Origin of the sequence: Desulfopila aestuarii DSM 18488 (genome assembly GCF_900143695.1) — a bacterium.
Classification (GTDB): domain Bacteria; phylum Desulfobacterota; class Desulfobulbia; order Desulfobulbales; family Desulfocapsaceae; genus Desulfopila; species Desulfopila aestuarii.
Window position 1 is genome coordinate 1 of record NZ_FRFE01000007.1, and the last position, 16756, is coordinate 16756.

The window sequence follows — 16756 nt, forward strand, 5'->3', positions numbered from 1 at the left end:
AGACTCTTTCTTCCGGTCAATTGTGCAATCATCATGGCCATGAACTGACTCCAGCGATTGAAGGAGCGAAACTTTTGGCCTTGATGGTACTGAGTTGCCAGTTTTTCAAAATCATGTCTCGGGAAAAATGCGGCAAGTTGACTGAGGATTGTGTTACAATGCGCCATGGCTCGGATCTCCTTGTATTTGAATGACATTTCGCAATTTCATTATAACACAAGAAGCTCTCCGAGCCTTTATTTATTTGGTATTACACATGTATTTGCGAGACAGCAGTGATCAAACATACAAAAGCGCGGATGTGGAGGAAAAGAGAGAGGGACGTGATCGTAATCGCCTTTTTAATGATTGTGCGGGCAAAACGACAGTTGGCTGTAATCCCGAAACCAGCCAGGAATGATATCGAAAACCTCTGGATTCACGGCTGTGCCACGCTTTCACGCCCTCATGCCGGGAAGCACCTTCAAGGTTCATCCACCATTGACTTTCAGCAAAAAAGATGCAAAGGTGGCCTCCATGTAACTATTGAAACTTGTACATGAAAATAATCACATAGCCCGACAGGCTATATAACAACGCTTTTCAGGAGGGAAAACCAGCATATGATGTCATCATACGAAGAGAATTCCACGCCAATCGTGGAAATCATAAAAAGTATCATCAGCCTCATCGCCACCTGCGTGGGTCTTGCCATTATTATTATCGGCCTGAAGTACACCATGGAGATTTTTCAGCTTATTTTCTCCATCCTCCAATCCCCCTCGCATCTTACCGAACCCATCCACCAGCTCGCCGAAAGCATCGGCGGCAGCGTCTTTGACATAAAGCTGGAAGACAGAGCCATCCCGATGGCCAACCTCATTGCGCTCACCGTCTATTGTGGCGGCGGGTTACTGAGTGCCTGGCTGACCCTTGCGATTATGCAGACCGGTGCGAAAATCGTCTCGCTGACCGCCGGCGACAGTGGCGCAGTAAAAAAGATTTTACATAACGCCTTTGGAAAACGGATGCAGCCAAAGGAATGATGGACTTGTAAAAAATCCAATCGCTTCGATGGCCGTGCAGATTCTGTCGGCCATCAGCCAAAGGCAGCGACCACCTAGAGGGTTGTTGGTTGCCTGGCTGAAGCCAACACAACCCTTTGCTTTCAGCCCTTTGGCAAGCAGTCGACCTTTGTTTCCCATCCCCTTTTTTGCACATCTTCGAACCTTTCCTGAAACGACAGGTCGGTCCGGTAGAGCTTTTTCGAGGCACTCCGCTGGGGAAATTTTTTCAGCTGTCCAGGCCCACCGTTATAGAGGGCGTAGAGCCAGGTTGCCAGATACTTCCGGCCCGGTTCCTCAGTTTTCCCTAGAAAGTCCTTATGGGCAGCAACATAACGATTGAGATAAAGAGCAAGGATCTCCGAGCCGGCCATGATGTTGTATTCGATATTCCAGCGCAGCTCTTTCAGATCGTAGATACCGCGCCATACCTTCTCGTTCACCTGCATTACTCCGACTGAGGTATTGTTATAGGAAAGTAGGTAAGTTATCTTTTTATCTTTTACGATAAACTGGCGGAAACAGCTCTCCTGCCAGGCAGTGGTTTCGAGCAATCGCTGCCCCCAGCCTGCTTCACCAACGGTGGCATCAAGTTTATCTTCCAGTTTCTTCGCTGATTTCCCTAACATCAGTCGTACCCTCGGCAGCAGCTGCTCCGCTGGTGTCAATTCCGCTGTCCAGCCACTGACCTTGTCCAACTGGGGAGTTGTAGCGGCGCATGCCTCAGCTACCCCAAACACCTGTTTCCAGTCAGGCCAATACGAAGCACCGCTGCCCGTATCATCCAGCAACTCCTCGTTGGGGACAGGAACAAAAGGAGCAGTCCCCTTCTGCGGTTCTTCTCCACCCGACGGTTCGGTTTCACGAAAAGGCACATCGGCAGAAGGAGCATCTGTCGGAGTGGGTTCGATCGGGGCCGCCTCCGGCTCTACCGGAGCAATCTCTGCCGGCACCTCCGGTTGCGGTATTGCCAGCGGGGCACCAAAACCAAGCAAATCGCGTAAAGGACTATTCACCTCACCAGTTTCATCGAGTGGTCGGTCGCTTAACATATGCGCCAGCCGGTAGAAACCTTCACGGCTGATGTCGATGCCCAGCATTGGGCCAATACGGTCAAGCACTACCAGGGCATCGGCAGCGGTGAAAAAGCTGAGATAGCCGAGCAAATTGTCGGCAGGGTTTGGGGCAAGGTGACGCTCAAACAGTGGCTTCAAGGCCGCCCAGGAGGTGATGAACTGTCTGCGGATAAAATTGGTGGTCAATCCAGGCCCACCTATCACCTCGCTGAATTCATAGCGAACGCTGAGCAAGGTATCGAGGAGTAACTGGCGGTCCTCAATGCTCAGCTCTTTGCTTGATAACTGGCCGATCATGTTCACCAGAAGCGCATCCCAAGTCTGCCACAACGCCAATAGCCGTTCTTCCATTTCGGAGTCCTCGATCGGGGGCACTCCAAGCTCATCCTCCTCGCTGGTGAGAGGAACATCGCTCTCGGCAAGGATATTGAAAGCAAGGCTATGTTTTTTCACCTGCGGCTGTTCGGGATGCATACTCGCAATAAATCGCTCTGCCGGGGAAGACGCGAAAACAATTGGCTGAGGCTGCATGAACTGTTTGAGGTTATCTATTGGCGGGGCAAGATTTACGGCAATGGAGTCGATATAGCCATGCACATTGCTCTTGAGCAGTTCCCAAATGAGACTGGGGATTGCCGCCTTTTCACCAACAGGGTTGAACAGTTTCGAATCCCTGGTAACAAACCTTAACCGCCAGTCATTGTCGATCTTTGGTTGTTGCCAGAAAACCACCGTTCCAGACCAGCGGATGGGCATAACACAGTTGCCAGCCACAGGCGTGCCCCAGACAACATGAATATCAGTCTGAAACCGCACCTCGCCGTTTTCTTCACCAAGTTGAGGGCTGCTCAGCCATATTTCATTACAGCCTTCGTTCATCACCACAACTCCGGCACGCTCCTCAGGTTCCGGATAGGCCTGCTGGGCAACCAGGCTGCGCAGTAGAGCAAAATCAACGGTCATCGGCAACTTGACTGTTTCCGCCACCGCGGAAAAAGGAATGGTGAGAAGTACAACAATAAGACAACAGCAGCACCAGCCGCTTCGAATCTTCTCTTTTTGTTTACGGGACAAACCCATCTCCCCCTCCATTTCCAGATACCACCCCACCTGCCCCACGATTCTCCTATACCAGCATATTCAGGGAACGGTCAATCAGAACCTATGCGTAAGCAGGATGGCGTTTTGTCCGGAAATAATCGAGTTTTATTACAATCGTATTTTTCAACGAACTGTTCAAGGCTTCTGTTCGATTGCCTGACAGGCTGTCCGTACCCGCTCGCTTGTCGTATCTCGTTTATTCTCCGTTTTTTCTTGTGGTTCGTTCGAAAATATCATAAATAAGGGCCTTTTAAGAGATGGTTCGCGGCATTAACTGCTGTCCTCGGGAAAAGCATATCTCACAGCCAATATAGCATCACAAGTTATATTGTTCTGTTGAGCCCAATCCCCCTATACGACAAAGTGCAATAGGGAAACCCTGAGAACAGAGGTCCATGTTTTGATGAAAGAAGAAGGCAATAAAAGCGACGAGGATATGCACATTATCGCACGACTTTTCAGTGTTGTTTTGATATTGATTTTCTGTTTGCCCAGTATGACTCTCGGAACTGAGGCGATTACCCTCACGGCGGGTGGCACCGGCAGCGGCATAGGTTTCATGCGCCTTTTAGGTGACAGCTATCAGACTTTACATCCTGAAATCACGGTCGAGGTGTTGCCAAGCCTCGGAAGTGCCGGTGGGATTCGGGCACTGAAATCCTGCGCCATTGATCTGGCGATTTCGAGCCGTCCGCTGAAAGAAACGGAGAAATCAGGGATAAACGGGCATTTTCTCGGTACATCGCCCCTGGTATTTGCTGTTCATCCTGATACCAAGGTGGCCGATGTGACCCTTGCTCAGCTTATCAATATCTATGAAGGAACCGTCACAACCTGGCGGGATGGCATCCAGATCAGGCGTATTTTGCGGCCAGTGGATGATTCGGACTGGCGTCTGATGCAGACGATATCACCAGAGATGGCAAAAGCGCTTGACGTCGCCAGCGCGACAAAAGGTTTGTTTCTGGCAGTGACAGATACCGATGCGATTTCCTATCTTGAAAGGATTCACGGTAGTTTTGGGCCGACAACTCTCGCCATGATTCGAGCGGAGAAACGTCGGGTGAAGATACTTTCATTGAACGGAGTTGATCCGGCCAAAGAAGATTCCAACCAGCACTATTCCCCACAAAAGCCATATTATCTTGTAACAAGAGCCGACGCATCTGCTGCTGTTGTCGATTTCCTCGATTTTATTCTGTCAGAGCAGGGCAGGAAAATATTAACCGATGCAGGAATTACCGTAGCGAATGAGCAGGACCATGAAAAGTGACATCAGATTTGAGTGGGAGAAAGCGGTTCAGCGTCTCATAGCAGTTGCTACCGTCCTCAGTATGGTTAGCCCGCTCGTGCTGTATCTCATTTTTTCCGTTGCAAAACAGAAAGCCGCAATTGGAGCCGAGATGGAAGTCCTGTCGCATATAATCACCGAGCAGATCAACCAAAATCCCGACTATTGGACGTACGAGGACATACGTCTTGCCTCCATCCTGAGACACCGTCCACATACCGGTGATTTTCAAGAGCACCGCCAGATCTTTGACAGCAATCAAAAGCTGGTTGCCGAGAATGTTGTCAACCTCAAGCTTCCCGTGCTAAGTCTTGATACGCCGGTATACGATGCCGGTACCACTGCAGGTTTTCTGCGAATTACCTGGTCCATACAGGCGACACTGGTGAGAGCAGCCTTGGTATTTGCCGCAAGCTGTGCAGGCGGAGCTTTGTTGTATTTCGTGTTACATACGTTTCCCCTCAGGGTACTACGATCGGCCTTTGCGGCCCTTCACAAGGAGAAGGAGCAGGCCACTATTACCCTTGGATCGATTGCTGATGCGGTTATCACCACAGATACATCACTCAACATCCTCTCTTTAAATCCTGCCGCCATAGAGTTTGCGGGAACAACGATGGCTGACGTAGCAGGAAAACCATTCGGTGATTATTTCAGAATCATCCGTCCGCAGACCCGGCATAGCCTGGAAGAGCTTTTGTTTCAATGCCTGCAATCTGAAAAGCATTCACCCCCACTGCTTGATCAGGCGGTGCTTGAGCGCCAGATAGACGGCCGGGAATATCAGGTTGAGATCACGGTGTCGCCACTGTATGACGAGCAGGCACGATTGCTCGGGCTGGTCGTTGTCCTGCATGACGTAACCGAGTCTCGCGTGCTTGAGAAACAACTGAAAGATAAGGTGCTGGAGCTTGTTCATATCGTTAGATATGCCGGAGTAGGTATCACGTTTATCCGCGACGGTGTCATACAAAAAGCGAATGGCATTGCCGCAGAAATACTCGGGATGCCGCAGGATGAGGTTGTCGGCAAAGAGCTATCCTTCATCCTCAAGACATGTCTTGGCTTCACCCAACCTTTGGACCATATCTATGAGACGCTTGGCGATGGCAGGATTTTTAATATGGAGCATCGGGCGATTCGGGCCGATGGCAGACAAATCTGGCTACGGCTCATTGGGCAGGCGATAGATCCGAACAGGATAAGGGAAAATGGTACCGTCTGGATAGCCCAGGATATCACCCGGCTGAAACAGCAACAGGAACAACTGGAAGCGGCCCGGCTCCAGGCCGAAGAGGCAAGCCGTTTTAAATCAGAGTTCCTTGCCCATGTCAGTCACGAGCTGCGCAGCCCGCTAAGTGGCGTTATAGGACTGAACCGACTGGTGCTCGATACGGAATTGACCTCATTGCAACGGCAGTACCTTACCATGGTCGATGGCACGGTCGAGACCCTTCTTCTCTTGATCAACAACCTCCTTGACCTCTCCAAAATCGAGTCAGGAGCAATGGAGTTGGAGGAAAAAACCTTCAATATCAGCTCAATATGTACCTACATACGCAACATTGTCACGTTACAGGTAGAAGAAAAAGGGCTTAATCTGATTTTTACCCTCGCAGAAGATGTTCCTGCCAAACTGATTGGAGACGAGTTACGACTTGGCCAGATACTCCTCAATCTGGTCAGCAATGCCCTCAAATTCACCTCGTCGGGCAGTATTGAGGTGGTTTGCGAAAAGATGTCGCAGTCCGAAAGCGCCATTCAGCTCAGTTTCAAGGTGATCGATACCGGATGCGGCATGGATGACACTACCTGTAAAAAGATCTTTGAAGCATTTGTGCAAGCATCAAACAGTGTGGCGAGAACACACGGGGGGTCTGGTCTTGGTCTTTCGATATGTAAGAAACTGACAGAACTGATGGGTGGTGAGATCTGGGTGGACAGTGTAGTGGAAAAAGGAACCACTTTTACGTTCACCGCATGGTTCAAAACTGTAACGGGTGTGACCACAGACTTCAGTGAGACAAATCCGCATACAGAGGAAAAGCTGACAGAGACGCGGCCACCAATGAGACGCATTCTGGTCGTTGATGATCTTCCGGTGAATCAGACAATAGCCAAGCTGTTGCTGGAGCTCGATGGCCATACCATTGATGTCGCGGGAAATGGGCGTGAGGCGCTTGTGGCTCTGGCGAAATCCACATACAACGTCATTTTCATGGATGTCCAGATGCCGGGGCTTGATGGCCTGACCGCGACCCGCCTTATTCGTCGCTGCGAAAAAGAAGAAAACCCGAATGCCAGAGAAGACAATAACCTGATAAAGGCTCTATCAGCCAAGATACGAGGGAAACATATCCCCATTATCGGTATGACGGGAAACGCCATGGATGAAGGGAAACAAGACTGTTATGCAGCCGGAATGGATGGCTATATCTCAAAGCCCTTTGAAAGGATAGAAATGCTTGAAGCCCTGGATATGGCCTTCAAACAGCAGTCGTCGACAGGAGTAGGCTCTACAGGCAGTCCGCAAGCAACGACTCTCCCGGCATAAAGAGCGACTGGCCAGTTTGAGCTTGCCAGAGCTTTTTTTCACTGTATGTATACTTTCCGCTGCACCAGTAGTGCCATCCCATAAAACTACGAATAATGCAACAAGGGATATGTCATGAGCGAACTTGAACCATATGTCATCGGAATCGCTGGAGGTTCAGGATCAGGAAAGACCACTGTCATTCGGAAAATCCTGGAAAAAACCAGTGAAGAAAATGCCATCATTCTCCAGCATGACTGGTATTATAAAGACAATCCTCATCTCTCTTTTGAAGAACGATCGGAGCTGAACTACGATCATCCCGATTCGCTCGAAACAAGCCTTCTGATTTCCCATCTCAAGGAGATCGTCGCGGGTCGCCCGATAACCGCGCCCCAATACGATTTCACTCAGCATCTGCGCAAAAAAGAGAGTCGGCTTATCAAGCCGGAAAAAGTCATCATCGTCGATGGCATCCTCATCCTTCATGATGAAGAACTGCGCGGGTTGATGGATCTGAAAATTTTCGTGGATACCGACTCCGATCTCCGCTTTATCCGCCGGATGGAACGGGATATCATCCAGCGCGGCCGCACCCGTGAGTCAGTTGTCCACCAATATCTGCACACAGTCAAACCGATGCATGATCTCTTTGTCGAAACCAGTAAACGTCATGCGGATATCATCATCCCGCATGGCGGAGAAAACTCCGTAGCCATAAATCTTTTTATCGCAAAAATTGAATCGGTACTGGCAAGCAAGCCTCTTTCCTGACAAATAAAAGCGATGACAGTGGCAACTCATTGTGCATTGTTCTGCAGTCAGCTTTTATCTTCAGGCAGCAGCTGCAGCGGCATCCCTCCGGTCCCTGCTATTACCGCTGTGAATAAGTAACGCCGAACCGGAGGTGAGCAACACAATCGCCCCCGCCGTAAAATAATAGGCCGAAGCTATGCCCAGATGGTCCATGGTGTAGCCGCTCAGCATTGCCCCGGTAAAGACACCTGCGCTCATGGCCAGGCTGAAAACACCCATCATGGTGCCGTGGCCGAAATGTTTGCGGCCTTCTTCTGAGGCATATGCTCCCAGCACCGGCCAGATGATCGCTTCCCCTACCCCTAAAAGCATATAGAGCAGCATCATCCGTGTTACTGTCTCAACCTGAGGAACCAATATCATCGCCAGACACATGAGGGTCGTTCCCGATAGCAGCAGAACCAGCTTGCTCCGCCGATCAGCCAGTTTGCCAAACGGCACCTGCAGAAGCGCGTTGACCAGGGTTCTGCTAGCGATAACGATCCCGATCTGCAATCCGGTAACGCCTTCCCAATTCGACATAAGCAGCGGTAGAAAGGCCATGGTCGGCACCATCATGATCATGGTGGCGTATCGAGCTGCCAGTATCCCCGCCGTCCGTCGTCGCTGCACCATTGCCACCATGCTTTTTACTAAGCCGCGACGGCCTTTATCCCGAGCCGGCACATGGGCCGGCATCTTGTACATCACCAACACAAACGAGAAAAAACTTAAAGCCGCCATAGCGTTAAAGGCTGAAGCCATTCCCCAGTGATCATTGAAAAAACCACCAAACACCGGGCCGCAGCCGATGCCACAGAAAATGGCTATATTCAGATACCCCATGTAGCGCCCTTCCTGTCCTTCCGGGGCGAGAAAACTCATATAGGCCATGGCGATTGGTACAATCATGGCCGAACCGACGCCGTGGAAACCACGGATGATGATAAGGTCAATAACGCTATGGGCATGGGGAATGAGCAAGCCAACTGCGCCATAAATGCAGAGTCCTGCAACCAAAAACCATTTACGACCGAATTTGTCGGAAAGACTGCCGATAACAGGCTGCAGCAGACCGCGGCTTACGGAAAACGCAGCTATGATCATGCCCAGGGCAAATCCGGAAGCACCGAGCTTGGTGGCAAACACCGGCATGATAGGAATGATGATACCGATGCCCAAAAGCGCGATAAAAACCGAAAGCAATAAAGTGACAAGTGTCTGACGTTCCATACCTTCACAACTGACCGACCATAACGTAAAACCGGTCTTTAAAAATTCAGGCCCAGCATCCACACAATGCGGTTTACAGAAAATACAAACACCCCTCTGCCCAGGCAAGTGGGCTGAGGGGCGGGATAATGAAATACGTGACTCGTTCAGCTACTAGAAACCGTCAACCATCCTGGTTATCCTGAAATAATTCAGATACACCGTGCGCACCACAGCAACTTCATTGGCCTGGGCGCGTGAAAGATTGGTGATGGCGTCCAGCAGATCAGACTCGCGCTGCAGCCCCTCCTCATATTTCAGGCGAGTGATTCGAAGGTTTTCCTGGGCCTGCTCAATAGAACGGCGCGCCACCTCAACATTGGCCAGACTTATCCGGTAATCGATAAAAATATTCCGGAGATCGTTGGTAAAAGTATCTTTTAACTCCTGCAAATCGTACTGGAGCTGGCGCTTTTCAAGTTTAGCTTTGCTGGTTTTCGCTTCCTTGGTAAAACCGCGAAAGAGATTCATCGAGAGTACCATCTGGGCACGCAGTTCATCCTCGCTGTTGTCGCCAGCGCCGTTGACATAGTTATCGTCATAGTTCGAGTAACTGCCGACCAGATCCACCTTAGGATAGTAGTCGCTATAGGCGGCCTGAATCTGGGAATCACTGGCCCCTATCAACCCTTCGAGTGCCTTGATCTCACTGCGTGAGCTGAGCATTTTCTGCCGGTATGCTTCTTCGTCAAGTTCCTTGGGCATTTTGTCGAACTCGGCGAAGATCAGTTCAGGCAGGGTTATCTCGGTACCGACCTCCCGTGAGAGCGTATTGACGCTGGTATCCAGGGTGGCCTGAGCAGCCTTCATGGTGATATCGGCGTTATCGTAATCGACCCGGAATTTCAACAATTCGTTTTTGCCGATCAAACCAACCTCGAACCGGTTTTCTCCGTCTCTGTAGAACTGCTCAAGCGTCTTATAGGCGTCCTCCGACACCCGAAGATTCGCCTTTCTATCAAAGACGTACAGATAACTCAGTGCCACGTTCAACTGAATATCCTGACGGATGGCGGCAAGGCGTTGGTTTTCCACCTCACGCAACTGTTCTGCCGTAGCGAGGTTGTATTTATCCCTGAAACCGGAAAAGATATTCCAGCTCACTCTACCGGACGCAATAGAATTCTCAGAGTCGAGATTCGACAGGTTTGTGTCGTCAAGAGAGTTGGCGATATACGAAATATCGACCGAAGGATAATAGGCGCCCTTTGCGATGGTTACGTCTTTTTCGCTCTTTTCCACGGCGGTTATATAGCGCTGGACCACTGCACGGTTTTCGATGGCCATTTTCTGCATGTCAGCGAGTTCAGCGGCCTGAACCGCTGAACCCAACAACACACCACAGGCAAGAATACTAACTATTTTCATCTGTTCTACTCCTTTCAAAACCGATGACAAAAACGAGAAGCGCAGGGATAACAAAAAGGGTCAGCAAGGTGGACAATCCCAGACCGCCTAAAAGAATCGAGCCCAGCCCGCGATATAGTTCACTACCGGAGCCGGTGGAAAGTACCAGCGGGGTCATAGCCAGCAAGCTGGTGGTGGCACTCATGAAGATGGGACGGATACGGGTCCGTACCGATTCAGAGACCGCCTCAACGCCAACCAATCCGTGATAACGAACGTTATTCAGTGACTGATGGACAATAAGGATAGCATTGTTCACCACCGTTCCGATCAGGATGATAAAGCCAAGCATGGCCAGTACGTCAAACCCTTGCGGTGCAACGAAGGTGTTGACCAGCACCAATCCGACAAAACCACCAGCCGCCGCCATGGGCACGGAAAACAGAATGATGAACGGATAGAAAAAGTTCTCAAACAATGCTGCCATCAGGAGATAGGTGATGAGAAGTGCCAGCAGCAGGTTCCATTTGAGCGCCTCGCCCGTTTCCACCAGTTTGTCGGCATTGCCACCGATAGATATTTCCAGCCCCTGGAGCTTCCCTTCTTTCTGCATCGGGGCAATCAGGTTGTTCTGGATAGTATCCATCGCCTCCTGGATCGGCACCGTCTTGGGCGGCGTCACCTGGAGAGTAATAGTACGCTTTCGTTCCAGATGGTTAATCTGCGGCATACCCTGGCTATAGACCAAATCAGCCACGTCACCCACCTGGATCAGGTCGCCAAAAGCGCTGACGATGGTCGCCTTCAGAATCTTCTCCGGGGTATCGTAGATCTCCTCACTGCCTGTTAACACCATATCGATCTGCTTGACCCCTTCCGGGCGGAAGTCGCCGATCTTACGACCATCCATCAGCACATCGACATAGACGCCCAGGTCCCTTTCGGTCAGGCCATTTGCCGCCAATCGTTCCTTGTTAGCCACCACCCGGATCTCCGGGTAGCTGGTTTCAAAGGAAGGTACCGGCCGCACCTGCGAACCTGGCACCGCCTGCATGGTGGCTCCGTAGAGCATCATGGCCGCCCCGGCAATCTGTTCGACATTTTCGCCGGAAATATTCACCTCCACGCTTCGTCCCTGGCCAAGGCCGGTCTCAAAGATCCCTGCCTGCAAAGAGACACCAAAGAAGCCGGGAATACCGCGCATGATCCGGTTAAAAAGTGGGATCAATTCCGCTGCCCGGGTTTCACTGGTGGAGATTCCGCCAAAAAGTGTGAAACGGTCAGAACCGACATAAAAGAGCTGGCTGATTCCAGGGAAACCGTCCTTTTCCTCGACATTAAAATACGGCTTGGTTTCGTCAAAAATATACGTACCGATACTTTTCAGCTTCTCCACCGAATACCCCGGCGGCGGCACTAAGATGTTCAGAATCAGGTTACGGTTTCCCTGAGGCAGATATTCAGCACTCGGCTTTAACATCACCACTGCCCCGACAGATACCGTTGTAAATACAACCACTGTCAAAATCCGGGTGAGAACGTTTTTTGTGCAAAAATTGGAAATAGCCATTAGAACGCTCGCCGCCAGCGGACCCACGGTACTTTTTTGCATCCAGTTCTGCTTTTTCTCTTCACGCTTTCGGTAGAGAATATTGATAAGGGTCGGGATTACTGTCACCGACACCAAAAGACTGAGAATAATCGAGAAGGTGATAGCGATGGCTATATCGCGAAAGAGCTGTCCGGCCTCTTCCTTCATGAAAATGACAGGTAAAAAGACCGCCACAGTGGTTGCGGTGGAGGCAAAGACAGCACCCCACACCTCATTGGCACCTTCCAGCGCCGCCTTGAACGCCGACTTGCCCATCTGCCTGTGCCTGTCGATATTCTCCAGTACAACTATGGAGTTATCAACAAGCATACCCACCGCAAAAGAGATACCGGCAAGACTGACGACGTTGAGACTGCGACCGGAGAGCCAGAGAAAAATAAAGCAGCCTATAACTGATACCGGAATGGCAATGGCCGTGGTCAAGGTCGATCGCACACTGCGTAGGAAAAGCAGAAGAACACAAACAGCCAGAAAACCACCGACAGCAACGTTCTGTTTTACCAGACCGATGGCGGTATTGATGTAGGGCCGCTGGTCGTAGACCATATCGATATAGAGGTGCTTCTCGCTTAGAAGGCCGTTATTGAGTTCAGTAATAGCCTCCTCTACCCGATCAGTCATCGACAGCACGTTCGCCCCGGGTTCCTTACGGATACCGATAACCAGTACCTGGTCGCTGTTATGGAAAACGCCACCACTCTCCTTGTTAAAGCCAGGAGTTACCGTGGCTATATCGCGCAGGTAGACCCGTTTCAAACCGTCATCGAAGACCACGACATCCAAGGCATCCTCGGGATTCTGAAACTGGCCGAGGGTCCTGATCCGGTAGTTTTTTCGGCCAATACCCATGACACCGGCCGAGGTGGTGACATTGGCATTCTTCACAGCGGCGGTTATCTGGTTGATGGAAATGTTGTTTTTCGCCATCTCCTCCATATCGAGGGTCACATGCAGCTCGGAATTGGTGCCGCCGAAGATCAGCAGTGAACCAACACCTTCCACACGTTCAAGGTGCTGCCGGACATTGTCCTCAAAATATGTCCGATAATGGTTGATCGAATTGGGATTATCCTTGGTGGTCTTCAGCATCGCCCAGATCACCGGCGAACTGTTCGCACCTGCCGCCTCGATCACCGGCTTATCGGCACTGTCAGGATAGCCCGAGACTTCGTTCATTTTGTTGGAGACGCGCAATAGCGCCTCGTTCAAGTCGGTATCAAGGCCAAAAGAGAGGGTTACCTCACCGAAATTGTTGTAACTGGCGCTCTCCATTTTGGTGAGACCCGACAAACCTTTCAGCGCCTCTTCCTGCTTTTCAATGATATCTTTTTCGATCTCATAAGGCGTAGCACCACTCCAGGTGGTCTGAACGGTAATCTGCGGGGTCTCGACATCTGGCGTCAGCTGTACTGGCAACTTATTCAGCCCGATGATACCGAAAACCAGGAGCAGGATCACCGCCACCGCTATGGTAACCGGCTTGCGCAGCCCATATTCAACGATGTTCATTTCTGCTCACCCCCGGTGGTTACCGGCTGATCGGGACGCAGCCGCTCATTGCCTTCCACCACCACCTCCATACCCGGCACGATGTATGGATTGTCGACAGCCACACTCTCGCCCATGAAGGTGACGATATTCACAGGCAGGATCGCCGCTTTGCCTTCCTTTATCGTATAGACGAAATCCTTACCCTGGAATTTCACCACCGCTGCCCGGGGCAGTACCTGCAACTGCTGTTTGGGACCTGCCGGAACATGGACCGTGGCCGACATGTTCTGGGCAACCATCTCAGGAGCAGGAATCCGGATTTTCATAAAGATATTCTTGGTTTTCATATCTGCCACCGGATCGATATCGACCACCTTGCCGGTGATCTCCTTGTCAAAGGCGGTGATAATAACCGGCACGCTGGAACCAAGTTCAACAAACTTCAGCAGATTCTCAGCCACAGGCGCTCGCACGAAAATATCTTCGCTGGAGCCAAGACTGAGCAGCTGTTTTCCCGGCGTTACCCATGCACCAGAATCGACATCCTTGGTCAGGATCGTCCCGGCAAAAGGGGCCGTAATGACACTACGCTGCTTCTGGATCTGCAGTTTTTTCAGGGTATCCTCACCGGCCTGTTTCTCTTTCTGGGCATCGTTGTAGGCATATTGGGCATCATCAAATTCCTTTTCGCTGACACCAGACTGGCTGTAGAGTTTTTGCAGACGCAGGAAATTCTTGCGGGTATTGTCGATTCGCAGCTGAGCCTGTTCAATACGGGTTCTGGTCAGGGCAATTTCCTGTTCGAGGATTTCGGTATTCAGCACCACCAGGGGGGCGCCCTCCTCCACGTGATCGCCCTGGTTCACCTTTACAGCTTCAACCAGCCCCGCCACCTCGGTGGAAATATCGCTTATGCGCTCAAAGTACACAACACCGATCACCGAGCGAGTCTGGGCAACCTCCTGTTGGGTGACTTTGCCGACTACCACCTTCGCCGGCGGTGGACCATCGGCAGCCATTGCCGGAACGCTGAGAAAGACCAGAGCCAGGGCAGCCAGCAGCCACACAACTTTTTGCATCTTTGTTCTCATTTCTCATATCTCCTGGTAAGTTCAAGAATATTTGCGTGGATGATCTTCAGACCATCCTTAATGTCCTGTATCTGCTGGTTACTAAGCCCTGCTGTAATCTCCGCCTCAAAACCGTTCAGTTCCAATCGTACGAGACGAAGCAAATCCTCGCCGCCCGGGGTCAGATTGACCAGGGTTGATCGCCGATCGTCCGGATTGGCTCGCCGCTCAATGCACTCTTTTTTCTCCAGCCGATCGAGAATGCGGGTCATGTTGGCCGGGCTTTTCATTACTATCTCGCAGAGCTGGTTCTGGGTGATACCGTGCTCCTCACTGAGACTTTTCAGCACATGGAACTGTTCCGCCGTCAGATCATAGGGTTTCACCCTATTTTCCACACAGGTTTTCATGGCCATTGTCGTCATGTATACCAGACGGCCGATAGGGTCGTTTTGGCATGTTGTCATTCTCTACCTCTTTCGTATTGCTTGCCCGTTCGTACAATTCCGGACAGGAGAGTCTTTTGCAAAAGGCTCAGGGTATAGTTAATCAGTCAACTATCTACGCAACAACCTTTTCCCTGTCAACATATTTTCAATTCTCTGACAAACCACTGCTTTCCATTACCTCAGCAGCCTTTTGCAGCGCACCCAACCTGTTAGGCAGCGAAAGGCGCTGGACAGAGAGGCATGAACGATATATGGTGAACAACTGTAGACATTTTCTCTATTCATACAGATACATATCTTGTTTTATCAACGAAAGGAGAAGCATATGAGACAAACAGCCAGATTAGTGGCCATCCTTTTCTCGCTGCTGCTGCTGAGCAGTTGCGGCTATAACTCACTGCAGATGAAAGAAGAGGCGGTATTCAAGGCCTGGGCCGATATCGAAGCGGCACTCCAGCGACGCGGCGACCTCATCCCCAATCTTGTGGAAACAGTTAAAGGCTACGCCTCCCATGAGCGCGAAACCCTCGAAGCGGTGATCAACGCTCGTTCCAAAGCCACCTCCGTGCAGGTTGCCCCGGGCGATTTAGGTAATGCAGCAAAAATGCAGGAATTCCAGGCGGCTCAGGGTGGTCTGACCTCGGCGCTGTCGAGACTGATGGTCGTGGTGGAAAGGTATCCCGACCTCAAAGCCAATCAGAATTTTCTTGATCTGCAGAACCAGCTGGAAGGCACCGAAAACAGGATCAACGTAGCCCGCCAGCGCTACAATCAGGTGGTGGAAGAGTTCAATGGCGCCATCCGGCGTTTTCCCGAGAGCCTCACCAATAATTTGCTGTTGAAACTGGATCGCAAGGAATATTTCAAGGCTGACGAGGCCGCCAAGGCTGTACCGCAGGTCAAATTCCAATAGAGGATAAACCCGCATGTTCAGGACAACCGGCTTTAAACCGTACGTCATTTTTCTGTTCTTGCTCCTGCTGCTCATGCCTGGGGTGCTTCTGGCCCTGGAGGTACCGCCGCTGAAAGCGCGGGTGAACGATTATGCCGGCCTCCTCGCTTCCTCAACGGTGACCCAGCTCGAAGGCTCGCTGAAGGCGTTTGAGGCAGACCAGTCCACCCAGATCGTGGTGCTCACCATCCCCTCTTTAGAAGGCGATTCGCTGGAAGCATTCTCGATACGGGTTGCTGAAGCCTGGAAAATCGGCCAGAAGGGACTCGATAACGGCGCCATACTGCTTATTGCCAGGAATGATCGTAAGCTGCGTATCGAGGTGGGTTATGGGCTTGAGGGAACACTTACCGATCTCACATCCGGCCGGATTATCCGCAATATCATAACCCCTCGCTTCAAGGAGGGTAATTTTGATCAGGGTGTCATCGACGGGGTCAGTGCGATGATGGCGACAGTGAAGGGAGAGTTTTCCGCCGCCGATCATAAATCGGGCAACACGTCTGGCGGCTTTACGAATTCCGCTGCATTTGTCTACATGATATTTATCGGTATTTTCATTCTCAGCCGGATGCTGAGGCGAAAGGGATTCACCGGCAGCAGTCGCCGATCATCCCGTTATATAGGTGGTGGCGGATTCGGAGGTTCATCCGGAGGATTCGGCGGTGGTTTTGGCGGTGGCGGCGGCGGCTTTGGCGGCGGCGGTGCTTCAGGAGGATGGTAA

13 protein-coding genes are annotated in these 16756 nt (G+C 51.1%); 6 read left to right on the forward strand and 7 right to left on the reverse strand.

The annotated features are described in order from the left end of the window. Positions 1-167 (reverse strand): DUF4372 domain-containing protein (locus BUF15_RS08620; RefSeq protein WP_143170669.1); only part of this gene is annotated, 167 nt, incomplete at its 3' end. Positions 168-602: 435 nt separating this feature from the next. On the opposite strand from BUF15_RS08620, the gene BUF15_RS08630 reads away from it, so the two are divergent. Then, positions 603-1025 carry a hypothetical protein gene (locus BUF15_RS08630; RefSeq protein ID WP_073613076.1) on the forward strand — a complete coding sequence of 141 codons (423 nt, stop codon included), beginning with the start codon at positions 603-605 and terminating at the stop codon, positions 1023-1025. Positions 1026-1147: 122 nt separating this feature from the next. Here BUF15_RS08630 and BUF15_RS08635 read toward each other — a convergent pair whose 3' ends face one another. Next, positions 1148-3199: a lytic transglycosylase domain-containing protein gene (locus BUF15_RS08635; protein WP_073613077.1), complete on the reverse strand. Its 2052-nt coding sequence runs from the start codon at positions 3197-3199 to the stop codon at positions 1148-1150. A gap of 424 nt (positions 3200-3623) precedes the next feature. Between BUF15_RS08635 and BUF15_RS08640 the strand changes: the two genes are divergently transcribed. From BUF15_RS08640 to udk, 3 genes are all read left to right on the forward strand, one after another. Then, the gene (locus BUF15_RS08640; protein ID WP_073613078.1) at positions 3624-4493 is read left to right on the forward strand and encodes a substrate-binding domain-containing protein; all 870 of its coding nucleotides are present in this window, start codon (positions 3624-3626) and stop codon (positions 4491-4493) included. Next, positions 4483-7065, forward strand: a complete 2583-nt coding sequence (locus tag BUF15_RS08645; protein WP_073613079.1) for a PAS domain-containing hybrid sensor histidine kinase/response regulator — start codon at positions 4483-4485, stop codon at positions 7063-7065. The genes BUF15_RS08640 and BUF15_RS08645 overlap by 11 nt, the downstream gene beginning before the upstream one ends. Positions 7066-7179: 114 nt before the next feature. Beyond that, positions 7180-7818, forward strand: coding sequence for a uridine kinase (gene udk / locus BUF15_RS08650; protein ID WP_073613080.1), 639 nt, complete (start codon positions 7180-7182; stop codon positions 7816-7818). 60 nt (positions 7819-7878) lie between these two features. Here udk and BUF15_RS08655 read toward each other — a convergent pair whose 3' ends face one another. The 5 genes from BUF15_RS08655 to BUF15_RS08675 form a co-directional block, all read right to left on the reverse strand. Then, the gene (locus BUF15_RS08655) at positions 7879-9072 is read right to left on the reverse strand and encodes an MFS transporter (RefSeq protein WP_073613081.1); all 1194 of its coding nucleotides are present in this window, start codon (positions 9070-9072) and stop codon (positions 7879-7881) included. A gap of 153 nt (positions 9073-9225) precedes the next feature. Further along, complete coding sequence (locus tag BUF15_RS08660) at positions 9226-10479, reverse strand: TolC family protein (RefSeq protein ID WP_073613082.1); 1254 nt, start codon at positions 10477-10479, stop codon at positions 9226-9228. Further along, entirely contained in the window at positions 10466-13579 is a 3114-nt protein-coding gene (locus BUF15_RS08665; protein ID WP_073613083.1) for an efflux RND transporter permease subunit, read from the reverse strand. The genes BUF15_RS08660 and BUF15_RS08665 overlap by 14 nt, the downstream gene beginning before the upstream one ends. Beyond that, positions 13576-14652 carry an efflux RND transporter periplasmic adaptor subunit gene (locus BUF15_RS08670; protein WP_073613084.1) on the reverse strand — a complete coding sequence of 359 codons (1077 nt, stop codon included), beginning with the start codon at positions 14650-14652 and terminating at the stop codon, positions 13576-13578. The genes BUF15_RS08665 and BUF15_RS08670 overlap by 4 nt, the downstream gene beginning before the upstream one ends. Then, complete coding sequence (locus BUF15_RS08675) at positions 14649-15098, reverse strand: MarR family winged helix-turn-helix transcriptional regulator (RefSeq protein WP_073613085.1); 450 nt, start codon at positions 15096-15098, stop codon at positions 14649-14651. Before BUF15_RS08675 ends, BUF15_RS08670 begins: the two co-directional genes overlap by 4 nt. A 307-nt stretch (positions 15099-15405) precedes the next feature. Here BUF15_RS08675 and BUF15_RS08680 point away from each other — a divergent pair, with 307 nt between their 5' ends. Together BUF15_RS08680 and BUF15_RS08685 are read left to right on the forward strand one after the other, a co-directional pair. Further along, positions 15406-15993: a LemA family protein gene (locus tag BUF15_RS08680; protein WP_073613086.1), complete on the forward strand. Its 588-nt coding sequence runs from the start codon at positions 15406-15408 to the stop codon at positions 15991-15993. Between the two features lie 13 nt (positions 15994-16006). After that, positions 16007-16756, forward strand: a complete 750-nt coding sequence (locus BUF15_RS08685; RefSeq protein WP_073613087.1) for a TPM domain-containing protein — start codon at positions 16007-16009, stop codon at positions 16754-16756.